Raw genomic sequence first — 17,356 nt, 5'->3', positions numbered from 1 at the left:
CTTCCCTTCAGCCCAGCGCCTGGCTGGCGAGCGTGTAGCGGCGGAGCGAGCCCGTCGGCGTCGGCAATGTGCCGCGAACCATGCTGTTGACGCGATCGACCGGCTTGAGACCGGCCCCGGTCAGCAGATCGACGAGCGGCGAACCGTCCTCGATATCCACCCGCACGAACTGCCCCTGCCGCGCCTGCAAACCATGCGCCAGCAACGCCTGCGCATCCGCAAGATCCGCAGCCACCACGGGCCCGATCACGAGGCCGCGCCCAAAGCGGCGCATCATGCTGAAGCCCGCAGCCTCGCCGCCGCGCATCAGCACCGTGCCCTCGCCTTCACTCAAAACCGCGCGCAGCAGCGGCCCGCGCGGCAGGCCGGTGGCCGCTTCGTCGAGCTTGTCCAGCACCGGCAGATCGGCCAGCGTAGCCGGGCGCAGCGTCGTGCCCTCGGCGAGCACCGGGCCCGCGATGGCGCCGGCCTGGCCCTGATACTGGCGGATGGCGCCACAGAGGACGAAGCCGAGCTTCTCGTAGAGCGGCTGGCCGGCAACGGTGGCGTTCAGCAGCAGCGAACGCCCCTCGGTCTGCGAGAGAAGGGCCTGCATCAGCCGCCGGCCGAGCCCGGCCCCCTGATGCTCCGGCGAGACGATGATCATGCCCAGCGTCGCGTGATACGCGCCATAGGGCCACCAGAGCGCGGTCGCCACGACCTCTTCGCCCAGCGTCGCGACCACGCCATGGCCGAGTCCGATCGCCATCTCCCAGTCTTCGGCGCGGTGCGGCCAGCCGACCGCGCGGGCGAGACCGGCGCAGGACGCGGCGTCGGCCGGCGCGATGTCGCGCAGCATGGCCGCGTCCCGGATCAGCGTGTCGCCCATCAGCCGACGTTCTCCTGAACGACGTAGTACTTCGCGACATGGACGCGGCTGGTCCAGGCGCAGGGCGCGCCCTGCGGCACGAAGACGGTCTCGCCCGTCGCCACGGTGACGACGGTGCCGTCGCCCATGGTGAGATCGACCGAACCCTCGATGATGTGCATCAGCTCGGACAGGCGATGCGGACGCGAAATCCGGGCATAGGGCGTCGAATCCCACAGGCCTGAGCGCAGCTGTACGGCCTCGTCGGTGAAGACATTGTGGCTGCGGCATTGCGGCGACGGGCCGAGCAGGACCTCCGGGGCCGGCGGCGTCGAGGGCGACAGCGCCAGATCACGGGCGATCAGCGTGGCACCCGGCATCGCGCTGGTGCCTGCCGTCTGCGCATAGAAGCTGAAAAAGGTGCCCGGCGCCGCCTCGATCCGAAGCTTTGTGCCGCGCCCGATCACCACCGCCGTATGAGGCCCAACGGTAAGCGCAGGCCCGCCATCGACCGACAGCGTCAGTGCGCCGGCAAGCACCACGAGCGTCTCCGTATGCGGAAAGGCGGCGATCTCGACGGCGCCGGCGAAGGCGCCTCGACCGGCAGCCGCGGCTTCCGACCGCCAGGTCATCTCGCGGCCCGCGGCGAAGGGGTCGGCCGGGCCGAGCCCCTGACCCGAGGTGGTGGCGGGCGGCGCGGACGTTGCGCGGTGGAGCATCACGAGGGCGGGAGTCGTCATGGGCGGGGCGGTCCGTCGCTGTCGTTTCGGAGCGTCCAGCCGCTAAGGCAATCCGGGCTCGCGGGATTGCACTATCTTTTCGATCCTGCCTTACACGGCGCGGCTGTAGCGCCGCGCCGGCTGGTCGATATGCGCGTCGAAGGCCGAGGCGACCTTGCGCACCATGAGTCGCGCCCGCTCCTGCATCCGGATTTGCGCGCCCTCTCGCTGCACCATCCCGTCCTGAACCAGCGGCGCAAGCCGAGCGAGCGACGGCGCCAGCTCCTCCGGATCGGCGCCATGGCGCGCGCAAACCGCCTCGACATCGACCGAAAGGTCGCACATCAGCCGCTCGATCAGATCCGCCCGCAGCCGGTCGTCGTCGCTGAGCCGGTAGCCACGCACCGTTGCCAGCCCGCCCTCGCGGATACGCTCGGCATAGCGGCCGGTGACGACCTCGTTCTGGACATAGCCCTGCGGCAGCCGCCCGATCGCGGAAGCGCCGAACCCGATCAGCGCCTCGCAGCCATCGGTGGTGTAGCCCTGGAAGTTGCGCCGCAGCCGCCCGCTGCCGAGCGCCTGCGCCATCTCGTCCTGCGGCCGCGCGAAATGATCGAGCCCGATGCGGACATAGCCGGCATCGACGAGGCGCTGGGCCATCGCCTCCGCCTGCTCGTGCCGCGCCCCGCCATCGGGTAGATCCGCCAGCGCGATCCGCTGCTGGTGCTTCTTGAAGTCCGGCACATGGGCATAGCCGAAGATCGAGAACCGGTCGGGCTCCATCTCGAGGCATTGCTCGACCGTCTCGACGCAGGAGGCCGTGCTCTGCCGCGGCAGCCCGTAGATCAGATCGAGATTGACCCCGGCGATGCCGGCCTCGCGCAGCTGCGCGATCACGGCCGCCGTCTGCCTGACGCCCTGGACGCGGTTGATCGCGCGCTGGACCTCCGGATCGAAGCTCTGCACGCCGAGGCTGGCGCGGTTGACCCCGGCCTCGCGCAGGGCTTCGACCATCGCCGGTGAGAGATGGCGCGGGTCGATCTCGACGGCGATCTCGGCTTCAGCGTGCAGCGCAAAGCGCTGGCGCAGCAGCACGACGAGCTCGACGAAATCGTCGGGAGCCAGTATCGTCGGCGTGCCGCCGCCGAAATGGACATGGCGCACATCGAGCGGCGTCGTCAGACGCGCCGCGACCGCCTCGATCTCCTGACGCAGGATGCCCAGATAGGCGCCGACCGGCGGGTCGCGCAGCGCCACCGTGGTGTGGCAGCCGCAATACCAGCACATCGACCGGCAGAAGGGGATGTGCAGATAGAGCGAGCCCTTGGTGTCCGGCGAAAGCGCCCCAAGCCAGTCGCCATAGCAATCGCCGTCGACATCAGCCGCAAAATGCGGCGCCGTCGGATAGCTCGTGTAACGCGGCAGGCGCTCGTCGAGATAGGTCGTTCCAGGCGCTTGCACGGCCGCTTCCCCCTGCACCGGTTCGACCGGCTCGGCGGAAAATCATAGGCAAGCTGCCGCGCCCGTCTTTGCGCTAGAGCAAGTCGCGGCGCCCCGTCTGCGGCTCAGACCAGCCCGCCATCGACATGCAGCGTCTGGCCCGTGATGTAGGAGGCTTCCGTGGAGGCGAGGAACGCTATCGCGGCGGCGACCTCTTCCGGTAATCCGCGCCGCCCCATCGGGATGATCGCTTCCATCCGCGCAATCGCCTCGGCCGCAAGCTTGCTGCCCTTGCCCTCGTCCTTGCGGATCAGCCCGGGCGCGACCGCGTTCACCGTGATGCCGTCCGGCGCCAGCTCATGCGCCATGAGCCGGACCGTCGTCTCAAGCGCGGCGCGGCTGGCTGCGGTGGCGGCGAAGGGCTGCATGTCGGTGCGCAGCGCATGGGCGGTGAAGGACGACGTCGCGACGATGCGCCCGCTGCCGCTTGCCTTGAGCAGGGGCCGCGCCAGTCGGGCCAGCCGCAGGAGGGCCACGACGGAATCCTCGACGGCACCGCGCAGCTCCGCCTCCGCCAGATCCATGATGGCACCCTTGCGGGCATGCCCAGCCACGGCCGCAATCGCATCGAGGCGGCCGAAGCGCTCAGCGGCCAGCGCCACCGCGCGCTCCGCAGTCGCAGCCTCGGCGATGTCGCCCAGCAGGGTGACGACGACGGCACCCGCCTCCCCCGCAGCGGCCGCGACCGCCGCCAGCCCGGCCTCGTTCGAGCCCGTATGCAGCACGAGCCCGACGCCGGGCCCCGCCAGCCTCAGCGCCGTCGCCCGGCCGATACCGCTGGCAGCACCGGTGACGAGATGGACGCGCTCGGGAGACACCATCGGCAGAAGGAACCCTTGCTGCGGTCGGAGACCGGATTCGCGGTTCGGATGGACAATGTGGTGGGCCGGGCCGGACTCGAACCGGCACCGGCGCTGTTATGAGCAGCGAGCTCTAACCATTGAGCTACCGGCCCATATCCCGCGTAGCATCGCGGCCGAGCCGGCCGCAAGCGTCATGCGAAGCGGTCTACAGAAAGGCGAAGGCCCCGCCATCGGGTGATGACGGGGCCTTCGCATGTCGTGCCGTTTGGCGGGGCCGATCAGGCGGCCTGAGCCATCGCATGGGCCTTGTCGGAGCCATGCCCCTCGCGGAAGCGGAAGCGGGCGATATGTTCGCTCAAAGCGCGGGTCTGTTCGTCGGTCAGCGCCAGCGCGGCGTTGGTCTCCTCGACCAGCGCGGCGTTCTGATGCGCCATGGAGCCGATGCCGTCGATCTCGGTGTTGATCGCCGAGACATCGCTGGCCTGGTTCTTCGCCGTCTGCGAGATGCCGTTCATCAGCCCGGTCAGGTCGTTCACCGAGGAGACGATCGCCTCGAACATCTGGGCGGTCTCCTCGACCAGCCCGACACCGACCTTGACGTCGCCATGCGCCGCCTCGACCAGCTTCTTGACGTCGTTGGAGGCATCGGCCGAGCGCTTGGCCAGGCTGCGGACCTCGGTCGCCACGACCGCGAAGCCCCGCCCGCTGTCGCCGGCGCGGGCCGCCTCGACGGCCGCGTTCAGCGCCAGCAGATTGGTCTGGAAGGCGATCTCGTCGATCATCGCGATGACCTCGGAGATCTTGTCCGAGGAGGTGCGGATGCGCTGCATCGCCTCGAGCGCGGATGCCACGACCTTCTCGCCCTGCTGGGCCTGGCTCTCGGCCCCCTCGGCCATGCCGGTCGCCTGGGCCGCCTCGCTCGCCGTCTTCTTGACCGTCCCGGCGAAGGCGCCGAGCTGGTTGGTCGCCATCGAGACGGCGTTGCTCTCCTCGCTGGTGCGCTCGGCCAGATCGGTGACGCCATCGAGGATCTCGGTCGTGGCGCTGCGCACCGCCGCCACCGTCTCCGACAGCTTGGCGAGCGTGCTCTCGAACTCCTCGGCCAGCGCATTGGTGCCGTTCTTCAGCTCGGCGAAGGCGCCCTGATACATCCCCTCGATGCGGGTCGAGAGATGGCCGGCGGAGAGTTCGGCGAGGACGTCGCAGGTCTCGGAGAGACCGCCCTGCACCGTCTCGAGCAGTTCGTTGACGGAACCCGCCAGCGCGTTCAGCTCGGCATCGGCGAAGTTCGCCTGGACGCGGCGGCTGAAATCGCCGGCAGCGGCGGCAGCCACGACCTCGCCGAAGGCCGCACCCAGCTCCGCCATCATCTCGCGGCGCTGCTCCTGCGCCCGCGCCTGATCGGCGATCTTGGCGACCTCCGCCTCGCGCAGCGCAACCGCATTGTCGCGGAAGAGCAGCACGCTCTTCGAGATGTCGGAGATCTCGTCATTGCCCTTCGTGTCGACCACCGTCTCCAGAGCCCCGTCGGCGATGGCCCGCGTCGCGGCCCAGAGCCGGTTCAGGCGGCCGATAATCGCCGGGCGGACGTAGAAGAGCGAGAGCGACAGCGCGATCAGCAGCGAGCCGATGCCGATGGCACCCAGCCAGCGCTCGCTGTCATGGATCAGCGCGGCGCTCGACTGGCTGGCCGCCACGGCCTGGCCGCGCGCACTCTCGACCAGCTTCTCGACCTGCCCGCGCAGGGTGACGGCGGCGCTGTCGACCGTCTTCAGCGTGGTGGCGATCTCGCCCAGCGTGGTCAGATCGCGCTCGCGCATCTCGACGATGCCGTTGCGGCCCTCGCCCATGGCGATCACGGCCTCGACGACCTGGCCGCGGAACGGGTTGGAAGACGCCGCCTCGGCGGCCTGAAGCTCCATGCGGATGCGCATGGCAGTGGCTTTGAACCGCTCGCGGGCGATGGCGAGCCGCGTCTTGTCGGGGATCTGCGCGGTCTCGCGCAGCATGCCCATGAGCTCGTTGACCTGCGCCTCGAGCTTGCGGGCGAAGTCGAAGACCGGGAAGTCGCGGTCGTTCAGGGTCTTCATCGCGGCGTCGAGCTGCTCGCCCGACAGACCCTTGATGCTCTCGATGCCCATGGTGACGTTGAAGCGGGCTTCGTCCGCCTCGGACCCGACGACGCCGCCGAAGACACGGCCCGCCTTGCCGAGATTGTCGAGCAGGCCGTTCATCGCCGCCGCGTTGCGCATGCGCGCGCCAGTGAGGTCGTTGATCTCGTTGATCGTGCGCGACAGCTCGTCGACCGCCTGCTGGGTCGCCTTCATGTCGAGGCCGCTGAGGGAAGCGATCCGACGGATCAGGTCGAACTGGCGGGCCTCGATCCGGTCGAGCTCGTTGGTCAGGGCCGCGCGCTGCTGGACGTTCTCGACATCCATGAAGCGCGGCGCCAGCGCCGTCGACTGGGTCGCGGCCTGCGAAAGCTCGAGGGCGAGTTCGACCAGCGGCATCTTCTGGCCGGCGAGTTCCTGAACCGTCGTCCCGACACGGCCGAAGGAGAGCCAGGCAACGGCGGAGGCCACCAGCGTCAGGGCCGTCATCAGTCCCAGCGCCGCATAGATCCGCGCGGCGATGCCGATGCGCGCCTTCTGGCGCTGTCGGGCTGGCTTGCTGGCCTTCGTCATCGGTCGCTCTCCGGTAGGCAACGCGACAATCTGGATGACGAAGCTGGCGCGGGGCCTGCGGCCGCCCTGCCCGGGCGCGCCGATGGACAATATGCCCCGATCGCCCCCCTAGGCGATGACCGGTGCCCCCCGAACCGCTCCGCACCCCGAACTGTCGTTGGGCGGGATCCTGTTCATGCGGAGAATTGGCCAGCCGCGCTTAAAGAACGTTTAAACTTGGATTCTTTTGAATCACTTCGGCAGATGCCGGATTCAGCTTCCGTTAGGACATGTATCCCGCATTTTTGTTCTTGAAGGCAGCATCGGCCCGCGGTGATGACGCCTTTCATCTGACAGTCGGCTCAGGCGGGGTGCCGCCCCACGATGGCGAAGGCCCCGCCGTCTGCGGGATGGCGGGACCTTCGGGTGTCGGTAGCCGCGGCGTTGCGGCTCAGGCCGCTTCGGCGATGGCGTGTCCCTTGCCGCCGCCATGCCCCTCGCGGAAGCGGAAGCGGGCGATATGTTCGCTCAGCGCGCGGGTCTGCTCGTCGGTCAGCGCCAGCGCGGCGTTGGTCTCCTCGACCAGCGCGGCATTCTGATGCGCCATCGAGCCGATGCCGTCGATCTCGGTGTTGATCGCCGAGACGTCGCTGGCCTGGTTCTTCGCCGTCTGCGAGATGCCGTTCATCAGCCCGGTCAGGTCGTTGACCGAAGAGACGATGGCCTCGAACATCTGCGCCGTCTCCTCGACGAGCCCGACGCCGACCTTGACGTCGCCATGCGCCGCCTCGACCAGCTTCTTGACGTCGTTGGAGGCGTCGGCCGAGCGCTTGGCGAGGCTGCGGACCTCGGTCGCCACGACCGCGAAGCCACGGCCGCTGTCGCCGGCCCGGGCCGCCTCGACGGCCGCGTTCAGCGCCAGCAGATTGGTCTGGAAGGCGATCTCGTCGATCATCGCGATAACCTCGGAGATCTTGTCCGAGGAGGTGCGGATGCGCTGCATCGCTTCGAGCGCCGACGCAACGACCTTCTCGCCCTGCTGGGCCTGGCTCTCGGCGCCCTCGGCCATGCCGGTCGCCTGCGCCGCCTCGCTCGCCGTCTTCTTGACTGTCCCGGCGAAGGCGCCGAGCTGGTTGGTCGCCATCGAGACGGCGTTGCTCTCCTCGCTCGTGCGCTCGGCCAGATCGGTGACGCCATCGAGGATCTCGGTCGTGGCGCTGCGGACGGCCGCCACCGTCTCCGAGAGCTTGGCGAGCGTGCTCTCGAACTCCTCGGCCAGCGCATTGGTGCCGTTCTTCAGCTCGGCGAAGGCGCCCTGATACATCCCCTCGATGCGGGTCGAGAGATGGCCGGCGGAGAGTTCGGCGAGGACGTCGCAGGTCTCGGAGAGACCGCCCTGCACCGTCTCGAGCAGTTCGTTGACGGAACCCGCCAGCGCGTTCAGCTCGGCATCGGCGAAGTTCGCCTGGACGCGGCGGCTGAAATCGCCGGCAGCGGCGGCAGCCACGACCTCGCCGAAGGCCGCACCCAGCTCCGCCATCATCTCGCGGCGCTGCTCCTGCGCCCGCGCCTGATCGGCGATCTTGGCGACCTCCGCCTCGCGCAGCGCCACCGCATTGTCGCGGAACAGCAGAACGCTCTTCGAGATGTCGGAGATCTCGTCATTGCCCTTGGTGTCGACGACCGTCTCCAGAGCACCATCCGCAATCGCCCGCGTCGCCGCCCACAGACGGTTCAGCCGGCCGATGATCGCAGGACGGACGTAGAGGAGAGCCAGCACGAGCGCGATCAGCAGCGAGCCGATGCCGATGCCGCCGAGCCAAATCTTGCTCTGTTCGATCAGGCTCGACGTCGAGGCATTCGCGGCGACGGCGCCGGACCGGGCCGATGTGACGAGCTTATCGATTTCCGCGCGCATGGTCGCCGCGGCCTGATCGATATCGAGGACGCGGGCATTGATCGCGTCCTGCGTTTCGATGTCCCGCTGGCGCAGCGCGACCACCCCGCGCGGCCCTTCGCCGATAGCAATGACCGAGTCGATCACGCGGTTTCGGGCCTCGTTCGGCTTGATCTTGTCGGCGGCGGCCATGTCCTTCTCGATCCGCAGCACGACGGCGTTGAGGCGTTCGCGCGCAAGGCCCAGCAGCGACTGGTCCGCGATCTGGCCGACCTCGCGCAGAAGCCCGATCAACTCGTTGACCTGGGCCTCGAGCTTGCGGGTGAGATCGAAGGCGGGAAACTCCACCTCGTTGACGGCTTTCAGGGCCTCGTCGAGCTTCGCGCCGTCCAGTCCCTTGACGCTCTCGATGCCGAGCACGACGTTGAACTGGCGCTCATCCGCCTCCCCGCCGACGACCTTGACGAAGTCCTCGCGCGCCGTGTTCAGCTGCTCCAGGGCCGCCGCCATCTGCGCGGAGTTGCGCAGCCTCGTGCCGGTCAGGTCGTTGATGTCGTTGATCCGCAGCGAGAGATCGTCGACCGCCTTCTGAACCGGTTTCATGTCGACACCGCCGATCTTGCCCACGGCGCGGATCAGTTCGAACTGCTTGGCCTCGATCGCATCCAATTCGGTGGTCAGGCGGGCCCGCTGCTGCACGGTCTGGACGTTCAGGAAACGCGGCGCCAGTGCAGTCGACTGGGTACCCACCTGGGAGAGTTCGAGCACGAGTTCCACGGTGGGCATCTTGGTCTCGACCATTTCGCCGACCGTCAGGTTGATCCGATCATAGGACAGCCAGGCCACCGCGGAGGCGACGAGCGTCAACGTGGTCAATGCGCCGAGCGCGGCATAGATGCGCGCGGCGATACCGATGCGCAGCGGAGCGCGCGCGCGCGCCGGCTTCTTGGCGTTCGTCATGTCACTCTCCGGAATGCGACTCGGCGGATGGGACTCAGGCGGACAGAGAGCTGACCGACTTGAAGCTGCCATCCGATCCGATGACGGTCAGATAGACGTCATCGGAGCCGCGGTTGTCATTGGGGCCGAACGTCATCTTGAAGCCCCCGAAATCGTAGGAACCATTGGTCAGCGCCGCCATGAATGCGGTCCGGGTCGGGTCCTTGCCGGCCTTTTCCAGCGCGGCGAGCACGGTGCGCCCGACGAGATAACCCTCCAGCGAGACGAAGCCCGGCTTCTTGTCCTTGGCGTCGCTGGCTGCGAGCGCCGCCTGATAGGCCTTGACCACGGGGATCGAAGCGTCCGTCGGCAACGGTACGACCTGGGTGACATAGACGCCCGCCCCCGCTTCGCCGAGTTCGGCCGCCAATGCATCGGATCCGACGAAGGAGATGTTCATGAAGACCGGCGCGAACTTCACCTGCTTGCACAGCTTGATGAACTCGGCGCAGGGCTTGTAGGGGCCGACCATCACCACGGCTTCCGGATTGGCCTTGCGGATCTCGAGCAGGGCGGACCGGACCGCGACCGTGTTGCGCTCGAAGGTGCCTTCGGCGACCAGGCTCATCTTGCGCGCATCCATCGCCTTCTTGACGCCGGCGAGCCCGGCCCGGCCGAAGGCGTCGTCCTGATAGAAGATCGCGATCTTGGAGAAGCCCTTGTCCTTGACGAGGCGCTCGACCCAGACCTCGGTCTCCTGGAAATAGGAGGCGCGCACATTGACGACATGCGGCAGATAGGGATCGCGCAGGCCCTCGGCGCCGGTGAACGCTCCGATGAAAGGCAGGCCCGCTTCCTTCGCGATCGGGTGGGCGGCCATCGACGTCGGCGTGCCGACGGGGCCGACCAGCGCAAAGACGTCCTTGGCGATCAGCGCCTTGGTCGCCTCGATCGACTTGCCGGGCTCATACCCATCGTCTTGCGTCAGAAGTTCGATCTTGCGGCCGGCGACGCCGCCCTTGGCATTGGCTTCGGCGAAGGCGACGGTCAGGCCATCGCGCATGCCCAGGCCCAGCGCACTGGCGGGGCCTTCGAAGACGGCCGCCTGGCCGAGGATGATCTTGTCGGCCATGACGCCGGGATCGGCGAAAGAGCGAGCGGGCAGCAGGGAGGCAGTGGAGGCGCAGGCAAGACCAGTCAGGACGTCACGACGAGTGGTCATGAAACGGTTTCCCCCAAATGTTTCTCTTCCGTTGTCAGTCGGGTTAGGCCAGCCGACCGGAAGGATGAGGGGGACGCACCTAACGAAGGGTTAAGTGACTGGATTCTTCTGAGTCAGTCGTGTTTCTGACGATTAAGCGCTCGTTAGCTTTTTGGTATTTTCGGCTCGGCGCCTCGGAACCACGTCCGCGCCGGGACCATTACCACTCAAAGGCATCCAGACCTTACGTTACGCCGGATTGAATGCTGGGTCTCGCATGGCTTGCCAGCCATCCACGCGGCGCGACGAGGCTCTGCGTTTCGGACTGACCGACGAAGCGCCCTAGGGCGTTTCGACGGATCGAGGCACCGGGCGCGGCCGCCCCTCCTCGTCGATCGCAACGAAGGTGAAGGTCGCGTCCGTGACCTTCTCATGGATCATGGTGCGGAAGCGCCGGGCCCAGGCCTCGACATGGATCTTCATCGAGGTCCGACCGACGGACTCGACCTCGGTATAGACGCTGAGCACGTCCCCCACCTTCACGGGCCGGATGAAGGTCATCGCATCCACCGCGATGGTGACGACACGCCCCTGCGCCCGGTCGACGCCGGCGATGCCGCCGGCGGCGTCCATGCGCGACATCACCCAGCCGCCGAAGATGTCGCCATTCGCGTTGGTGTCGGCCGGCATCGCATTGATGCGCACCGTCAGGTTGCCGCGCGGCGCCTCGTCCTGCGCCACGCCCGCTTCTTTCGTCATGCGCTCACCCCCGTCGAATCCCCGGCCATTGGAGCACGCACTACCGCGCCTGCGCCAGATGGATCGGAGCGTCGACGGGGCCGCCCCGCTTCAGGCCGCGCCGAGTTCCTTGCGCACCAGCGCCGCACCGGCCGACAGCGCCGCGAGCTTGCCATAGGCGACCTCGGTGGTCATCGGCGCCATGCCGCAATTGGTGCAGGGGAAGAGCTTCTCGGGCGCGACGAAGGCCAGCGCCGCGCGGATGGTCGCGGCGACCTCCTCGGGCGTCTCGATGGTGTTGGAGGCGACGTCGATCGCACCCGCCAGCACGTCCTTGCCCTCGAGCAGCTTGATCAGGTCGAGCGGCACCTTGGAGTTGCGGCACTCCAGCGAGACCTGTTGGATCGAGCTCTTGGCGATCGCCGGGAAGGTCTGCTCGTAATGGCGCCACTCTTCGCCGAGCGTCGCCTTCCAGTCGATATTGGCCTTGATGCCGTAGCCGTAGCAGATGTGGACGGCGGTGGTGGCGGTCAGCCCCTGCGCGGCGCGCTCGAGGCAGGCGATGCCCCAGTCCGGAACCTCCTTCATGTAGACGTTGAAGGCCGGCTCGTCGAACTGGATCACGTCGACGCCCAGCGCCTGCAGCTCATGCGCCTCTTCGTTCAGCACGGCGGCAAACGCCATGGCGAGGTCCTCGCGGCGGCCATAGTGCTCGTCGGCGATGGTATCGACGATCGTCATCGGCCCCGGCAGCGTGAACTTCAGTTTGCGGGTCGTGTGCGCGCGGGCGGCCTGCGCCTCCATGCTGTGCACCGGCCCCTTGCGGCGGATCGCGCCGGTGACCGTCGGCACCTCCGCCTCGTAGCGGTTGTTGCGGATGCCCATGATCGTCTTCTTGTCGAAGTCGATGCCGTCGAGATTGGCCAGGAAGCCATGGACGAAATGCACCCGCGCCTGCTCGCCATCGCCGACGATGTCGATGCCGGCATCCTCCTGCAGCTTCACCGCCAGGATCGTCGCGTCGCGCCGGCCCTCCTGCAGCGCCACCCCTTCCAGCTTCCACGGCGCCCAGAGTCGCTCGGACTCGGCGAGCCAGCTCGGCTTGGGCAGGCTGCCGGCGATGGTGGTGCGAAGCATGGACGTATCCTCTGGGGTTATGGTTGCGCGGACATCGGATGCGGGAGGCATCCGCGTCAAGCGTGACGGGGATGGACAGCCTGCGTCAGACGGCCGCCGCCGACGCAGGCCCGATCGGCCGACGCCGCGCTCGCATCATCAGCCAGCACACCACCGCGAGGTTGACGAGGTTCCAGGCGAGGCCGTTGAGAAAGGCGGCGCGGTAGGAGGCGAAGGCGTCGAAGATCGCGCCCGAGACATAGCCGCCGAAGGCCATGCCCAGGATGGTCGAGGACATGACCAGGCCGATCCGCACGCCGGCCTCCCGCGCAGGCAGATACTCGCGGATGATCACCGCATACATCGGCACGATGCCGCCCTGGAACAGGCCGAAGATGCCGGTGACGATGAAGAGCGAGGTCAGCCCGTCGAACCAGAGATAAAGGAAGAGCGCGAGCCCCTGCATCAGCGAGCCGATCGCCAGCGTCGCCGTGCCGCCGATGCGGTCGGCGACGAAGCCGGAGCCGATGCGGCTGATGATGCCGAGCGCCAGCATCAGCGAGAGCATCTCGGCGCCACGGGCGACGCCGTAACCGAGATCGCTGCAATAGGCGACGAGGTGGACCTGCGGCATCGCCATGGCGACGCAGCAGGAGAAGCCCGCGATCGCGAGCAGCCACTGCAGCTGGCTGGCCGAGAGGCCGAGATCGCCGCGCGCGCTGGTGCTCGCCGCCTCCTGCGCCGCGATGGTCGCGGCGGAGGGCCGGCGGCGGAAGAACGGTGCCAGCGGCAGCATGATCGCCATGACCGCGAGCCCGATGCCGATATGGGTCGCGCGCCAGCCATGGCTGGCGACGCCCCAGGTGATCACCTGCGGCCAGATCACCCCCGCCAGATAGCTGCCCGAGGCTCCGAAGACTACGGCGAGCCCGCGATGCTTGCGGAACCAATGCGAGAGATCCGCGATCAGCGGCGAGAAGCCGGCCCCGCCACCGACGCCAATCAGGAAGAGATGGACGAGCGCGAACTGCCAGAGCGACTGCGCCATCCCGGCGAGGATATAGCCGCTGCCGAGCAGCAGGGCGCCGCCCACGATCGGCACGATGATGCCATAACGGTCGGCGATGCGGCCCATGGCGATGTTGCCGAAGCCGAAGCCCAGCATCACGCAGGTATAGGGAAGGGAGGCCCCGGCGCGCAGCGTGCCGAATTCGGTCTGCACCGAAGGCAGAACCACGACGACGGACCAGGTGCCGACACAGGCTGCGGTGCCGACCAGAAGCGACACGGCCAGCCGCAGCCAGGCATAGGAGGAATCGGGCGCGTAGCGGGATTCGTCGGTGGACATGTTTCCTCGGCGCGCCTGCTCGCAGGGCAGACGTTCTTCACCGAGGAGTAGGCAGTCCGCCGCGCGGCGGCAAGCTCGCGCAGATCGGACCCGGTCGGCGCTCAAGGCGGAGCCGTGCCGCGACTCCGCCCTGAACGGGGCCCGGGACGAGAGCCCGGGCCGGATCGCTGGCCACCCGGAGGCGGCCTGCGAAATCAGGCGGCGCGGCGCTCGTGGCGGCCTTCGTTGATCTCCTCGATGATCTTGGCGACGAAGGCCGGCAGATCGTCGGGCTTGCGCGAGGTGACGACGCCCTTGTCGGTCACGACCTCGCTGTCTTCCCACAGCGCGCCGGCATTGATCATGTCCTGCTTCATCGTGTTGTACGACGTCAGGCGGCGGCCCTTGGCGATGCCGGTGTCGATCAGCAGCCAGGGAGCATGGCAGACGGCGGCAACAACCTTGCCCTGCTCGAAGAAGCGTTTGATCAGCGTCAGCGCCTCGGGCGTGCCGCGCAGCGTGTCGGGGTTCATCTGCCCGCCGGGCAGGACGATGGCGTCATACGCATCGGCGCTGACTTCCGCGAGGGTCTTGTCGACCTTCACGGCCCGGCCCCAGTCCTTCTGGTCCCAGCCGGTGATCTCGCCGGCCTCGGGCGCGACGATGTGCACGGTCGCGCCGGCTTCCTTCAGCTTGGCATGCGGGACGTCGAGCTCCGACTGCTCGAAGCCGTTGGTGGCGAGGATGAGGATGGTCTTGCCTGACAGGTCGCTCATGGGGCGCCCTCCTTGTTCGGGTTGAGGATGATGCCTCGACAACCCGCGCCAGGCGCGTCCGTTCCTGCGGTCTTGCGTCGCTCCCCCGCCGAGGACCCTAGCGGAAGACGCTCTCGCCCGCCTGATCGACCAGCTGCTGGCCCTTGATCAGGGTAAAATCGACGGCCTCGTCCTTGCCGGGGAAACGGTCGGCCCGGACGAAGCGATGGCTCTTCAGCTCCCCCTCGACCGTCTTCTCGACGACGCCGCACAGCTGCCACTGGCCACCCTCCTGATAGGGCGTGGCATGGATGGTGAAACCGTTGTGCTCGATGGTCTTGAGCGGGCCCGTCGGCTTGGCCTCGGCCGCCTGGCCGCCGCCGAAGAGCTTCTTGAGAAACGACATGGCCTGTCTCCTGATCCATCGGGCGCCGCGCCCCTTCTCCCAGATTGCGGCGCGATGGGGAACCCGTCGGCGCGCGGCTCGTTGTCAGTGAACAAAATAGGAACGGAGACGCATCATGACGAGCCACACCGACGAACACGCCAGCCCGCTGGACGACAACCCCAAGCGCGACCCGAACCCGCCGGACAACACGCAGAAGGATCCCGCCGACTGGGTGTCAGGCGACGACCCGATGACGGGCGCGCAGACATCCTATCTCAAGACCCTGTCCGAGCAGACGCAGCGGCCCGAAGACTTCGCCGAGGATCTGAGCAAGGCCGAAGCGTCGAAACGGATCGATGCGCTGAAGGCGGATCTGGCGGGATGAGGACGCCTCAGGCCAGATGCAGCACGACCTCGCGGCGATGCGGCCGGGCGCGGTGCTCGAAAAGGTAGATACCCTGCCAGGTGCCGAGCGCGAGCCGCCCGCCCATCACCGGGATCGAGAGCGAGACGGGCGTCAGCGCCGCCTTGATATGGGCGGGCATGTCATCGGGCCCCTCCGCCCGATGGACGAGATAATCCATTGCCGGATCGTCGGCGGAGGGCACGAGCCGGCGGAAGAAGGCCTCGAGATCGACGCGCACATCCGGGTCGGCATTCTCCTGAATCAGCAGCGAGCAGGAGGTATGGCGCACGAAGAGCGTCAGCAGCCCGGTCTCGATTCCGGCCCCGGCGACGAAGGCGGCCACCTCGCGCGTGAACTCGTAGAGCCCCGGACCGCGCGTGGCGATCGCCAGCAGCGTCTGCACCGCCATGGCGCTCAGCGCTCGGTCACGGCGAGCTTGGCGCCCAGCGCGACGAAGGCCGCCGCGAAGCCCCGCCGCAGCCAGGCCATCACCGCCGGCCGCGTCACCACCTTGTCGCGCATCGCCGCCGCGAACAGGCCGTAGAGCGCGAAGACCACGAAGGTCATCGCCATGAACACGCCCGACAGTTCGAGCATGCGCGCCAGCGGCGCCGCCTCGCCGGCCGAGATGAACTGCGGCAGGAAGGCGACGAAGAAGATCGAGAGCTTGGGGTTGAGGACATTGATCGCGACGCCGTCGCGCAGAACCCGCCAGGCCGAGCGCGGATCGGCCTTCGTCTCGACGCTGAGCGCGCCATGCTCCTGCAGCGTCTGCCAGGCCATGAACAAGAGATAGGCGACGCCGGCATATTTCACGACCGCGAAGGCGAGCGCGCTCGCATGCAGCAGCGCCGCCAGCCCCAGCATCGCCGCCAAGAGATGCGGCACGATGCCGAGCGTGCAGGCAAAGGCCGCGAGCAGGCTCGCCCGCGAGCCCCGGGTGAGCCCCGCCGCGATGGTGTAGATCGCGCCCGTGCCCGGCGAGGCGACGACGATCAGCGAGGTCAGCAGGAATTCGGGCGACATGGCGGCAGCCTCCACGGAGCAGCGGCCAGCAAGCCGCAAGCCACCGCCGGGATCAAGCCCGTCTCCCCGCAATCCGCGTCAGACCACAAAACTTAGGTATTGACCTAAGTATTTTTCTCCGCTTGGATCGCCCCATGTCCGCGACGCTCCCCACCCTCGACGACACCTTCCGTGCCCTGGCCGATCCGACCCGGCGCGCGGTGGTGCAGGCGTTGGGGCGAGGGCCGGCCTCGGTCAGCGAACTCGCCCGGCCCTTCGAGATGGCGCTTCCGAGCTTCCTCCAGCACCTCAAGGTGCTGGAGGAGAGCGGGCTCGTCACCACGGCCAAATCCGGGCGCGTCCGCACCTGCTCCCTGCGCCGGGAACCTCTCGCCGCCGCCGAAACCTGGCTGGAGGCCCAGCGCAGCCTCTGGACGCAGCGCCTCGACCAGCTCGACGCCTTCGTCCTGCACCTGAACAACGACGAGGAACGCCCATGACGACCCTGCCCGCCGCCACCTTCGACCCGGCGCTCGATCTCGAACTCAAGCGCGAGGTCGCGGTGCCGCCGCAACTGGTCTGGCGCGCCTGGACCGAGCCGGCCCTGCTGAAGCAGTGGTTCACGCCCATCCCCTGGCGCACCACCGACTGCGAGATCGACCTGCGCCCGGGCGGCAAATTCCGCACCGTGATGGAGGGTCCCAACGGCGAAAAGAACGACAGCACCGGCTGCTTTCTCGCCGTGATTCCCCGGACGCTGCTGGTCTTCACCGACGCGCTCGGCCCCGGCTACCGCCCGCTGGGCTCCGGCTTCATGACCGCCTCGGTCGCCATCGAGCCGACCGCGACCGGAACGCTCTACACGGCCCGCGCCCTGCACAAGGACGAAGCCGCGAAGAAGCAGCACGAGGAAATGGGCTTCCAGCAGGGCTGGGGCACGGCACTCGATCAGCTGGTGGCGCTGATGAAGGGGATGTGAGGGACGGGCCGCCGTGCGGCGGGCGCTCGCTCCCCTCAGGTAACCGATCGTCGCCGGGCGTCCCGCTCGCCCG

The 17,356-nt window shown here is 68.1% G+C and carries 17 protein-coding genes and 1 tRNA gene; 3 read left to right on the top strand and 15 right to left on the bottom strand.

The annotated features are described in order from the left end of the window. Positions 1 to 7 precede the first annotated feature (7 nt). The 13 genes from ABIE41_RS12095 to ABIE41_RS12035 form a co-directional block, all read right to left on the bottom strand. Positions 8 to 868, bottom strand: coding sequence for a GNAT family N-acetyltransferase (locus ABIE41_RS12095; protein WP_192644692.1), 861 nt, complete (start codon positions 866 to 868; stop codon positions 8 to 10). Continuing rightward, entirely contained in the window at positions 868 to 1,587 is a 720-nt protein-coding gene (locus ABIE41_RS12090) for a cupin domain-containing protein (protein ID WP_192644691.1), read from the bottom strand. The genes ABIE41_RS12095 and ABIE41_RS12090 overlap by 1 nt, the downstream gene beginning before the upstream one ends. Positions 1,588 to 1,677: 90 nt before the next feature. Next, the gene (gene hemN, locus ABIE41_RS12085; RefSeq protein ID WP_192644690.1) at positions 1,678 to 3,027 is read right to left on the bottom strand and encodes an oxygen-independent coproporphyrinogen III oxidase; all 1,350 of its coding nucleotides are present in this window, start codon (positions 3,025 to 3,027) and stop codon (positions 1,678 to 1,680) included. Positions 3,028 to 3,131: 104 nt separating this feature from the next. After that, entirely contained in the window at positions 3,132 to 3,887 is a 756-nt protein-coding gene (locus tag ABIE41_RS12080) for an SDR family NAD(P)-dependent oxidoreductase (RefSeq protein ID WP_192644689.1), read from the bottom strand. Between the two features lie 58 nt (positions 3,888 to 3,945). Continuing rightward, positions 3,946 to 4,021 (bottom strand) — tRNA-Ile (locus ABIE41_RS12075). 126 nt (positions 4,022 to 4,147) lie between these two features. After that, positions 4,148 to 6,553 (bottom strand): methyl-accepting chemotaxis protein, encoded by a 2,406-nt coding sequence (locus tag ABIE41_RS12070; protein WP_192644688.1) that lies wholly within the window; start codon positions 6,551 to 6,553, stop codon positions 4,148 to 4,150. Positions 6,554 to 6,983: 430 nt separating this feature from the next. Next, positions 6,984 to 9,389 carry a methyl-accepting chemotaxis protein gene (locus ABIE41_RS12065; protein WP_192644687.1) on the bottom strand — a complete coding sequence of 802 codons (2,406 nt, stop codon included), beginning with the start codon at positions 9,387 to 9,389 and terminating at the stop codon, positions 6,984 to 6,986. A 34-nt stretch (positions 9,390 to 9,423) separates the two neighbouring features. Next, the gene (locus ABIE41_RS12060) at positions 9,424 to 10,590 is read right to left on the bottom strand and encodes an ABC transporter substrate-binding protein (protein WP_192644686.1); all 1,167 of its coding nucleotides are present in this window, start codon (positions 10,588 to 10,590) and stop codon (positions 9,424 to 9,426) included. A 321-nt stretch (positions 10,591 to 10,911) separates the two neighbouring features. Next, complete coding sequence (locus ABIE41_RS12055; RefSeq protein WP_066715847.1) at positions 10,912 to 11,328, bottom strand: acyl-CoA thioesterase; 417 nt, start codon at positions 11,326 to 11,328, stop codon at positions 10,912 to 10,914. A gap of 90 nt (positions 11,329 to 11,418) precedes the next feature. Continuing rightward, positions 11,419 to 12,444: a methionine synthase gene (locus tag ABIE41_RS12050; RefSeq protein ID WP_192644685.1), complete on the bottom strand. Its 1,026-nt coding sequence runs from the start codon at positions 12,442 to 12,444 to the stop codon at positions 11,419 to 11,421. 85 nt (positions 12,445 to 12,529) lie between these two features. Further along, entirely contained in the window at positions 12,530 to 13,771 is a 1,242-nt protein-coding gene (locus ABIE41_RS12045) for an MFS transporter (protein ID WP_192644684.1), read from the bottom strand. 194 nt (positions 13,772 to 13,965) lie between these two features. After that, positions 13,966 to 14,526: a type 1 glutamine amidotransferase domain-containing protein gene (locus ABIE41_RS12040; protein ID WP_192644683.1), complete on the bottom strand. Its 561-nt coding sequence runs from the start codon at positions 14,524 to 14,526 to the stop codon at positions 13,966 to 13,968. Positions 14,527 to 14,623: 97 nt separating this feature from the next. Continuing rightward, positions 14,624 to 14,911 carry an HlyU family transcriptional regulator gene (locus tag ABIE41_RS12035; protein WP_192644682.1) on the bottom strand — a complete coding sequence of 96 codons (288 nt, stop codon included), beginning with the start codon at positions 14,909 to 14,911 and terminating at the stop codon, positions 14,624 to 14,626. A gap of 115 nt (positions 14,912 to 15,026) precedes the next feature. On the opposite strand from ABIE41_RS12035, the gene ABIE41_RS12030 reads away from it, so the two are divergent. After that, on the top strand, positions 15,027 to 15,278 hold the full coding sequence (locus ABIE41_RS12030; protein WP_192644681.1) for a DUF3072 domain-containing protein: 252 nt from the start codon (positions 15,027 to 15,029) through the stop codon (positions 15,276 to 15,278). A gap of 7 nt (positions 15,279 to 15,285) precedes the next feature. Here the strand turns inward: ABIE41_RS12030 and ABIE41_RS12025 are convergent, their stop codons facing one another. Together ABIE41_RS12025 and ABIE41_RS12020 are read right to left on the bottom strand one after the other, a co-directional pair. Beyond that, positions 15,286 to 15,708 carry a secondary thiamine-phosphate synthase enzyme YjbQ gene (locus ABIE41_RS12025; RefSeq protein ID WP_192644680.1) on the bottom strand — a complete coding sequence of 141 codons (423 nt, stop codon included), beginning with the start codon at positions 15,706 to 15,708 and terminating at the stop codon, positions 15,286 to 15,288. A 5-nt stretch (positions 15,709 to 15,713) separates the two neighbouring features. Further along, entirely contained in the window at positions 15,714 to 16,325 is a 612-nt protein-coding gene (locus tag ABIE41_RS12020; RefSeq protein WP_192644679.1) for a LysE family translocator, read from the bottom strand. Between the two features lie 134 nt (positions 16,326 to 16,459). On the opposite strand from ABIE41_RS12020, the gene ABIE41_RS12015 reads away from it, so the two are divergent. Together ABIE41_RS12015 and ABIE41_RS12010 are read left to right on the top strand one after the other, a co-directional pair. Further along, entirely contained in the window at positions 16,460 to 16,804 is a 345-nt protein-coding gene (locus tag ABIE41_RS12015; protein WP_192644678.1) for an ArsR/SmtB family transcription factor, read from the top strand. Further along, a complete protein-coding gene (locus ABIE41_RS12010) occupies positions 16,801 to 17,283 on the top strand; it encodes an SRPBCC family protein (RefSeq protein ID WP_192644677.1) in 483 nt (160 codons plus the stop codon). The genes ABIE41_RS12015 and ABIE41_RS12010 overlap by 4 nt, the downstream gene beginning before the upstream one ends. The last annotated feature ends 73 nt before the right edge of the window (positions 17,284 to 17,356 follow it).

The sequence above is a fragment of the Bosea sp. OAE506 genome (assembly GCF_040546595.1).
In the GTDB taxonomy this organism is placed as follows: Bacteria; Pseudomonadota; Alphaproteobacteria; order Rhizobiales; family Beijerinckiaceae; genus Allobosea.
The sequence above is the reverse complement of the archived record's forward strand: the minus strand, read 5'-3'. Positions and strand labels throughout refer to the sequence as shown.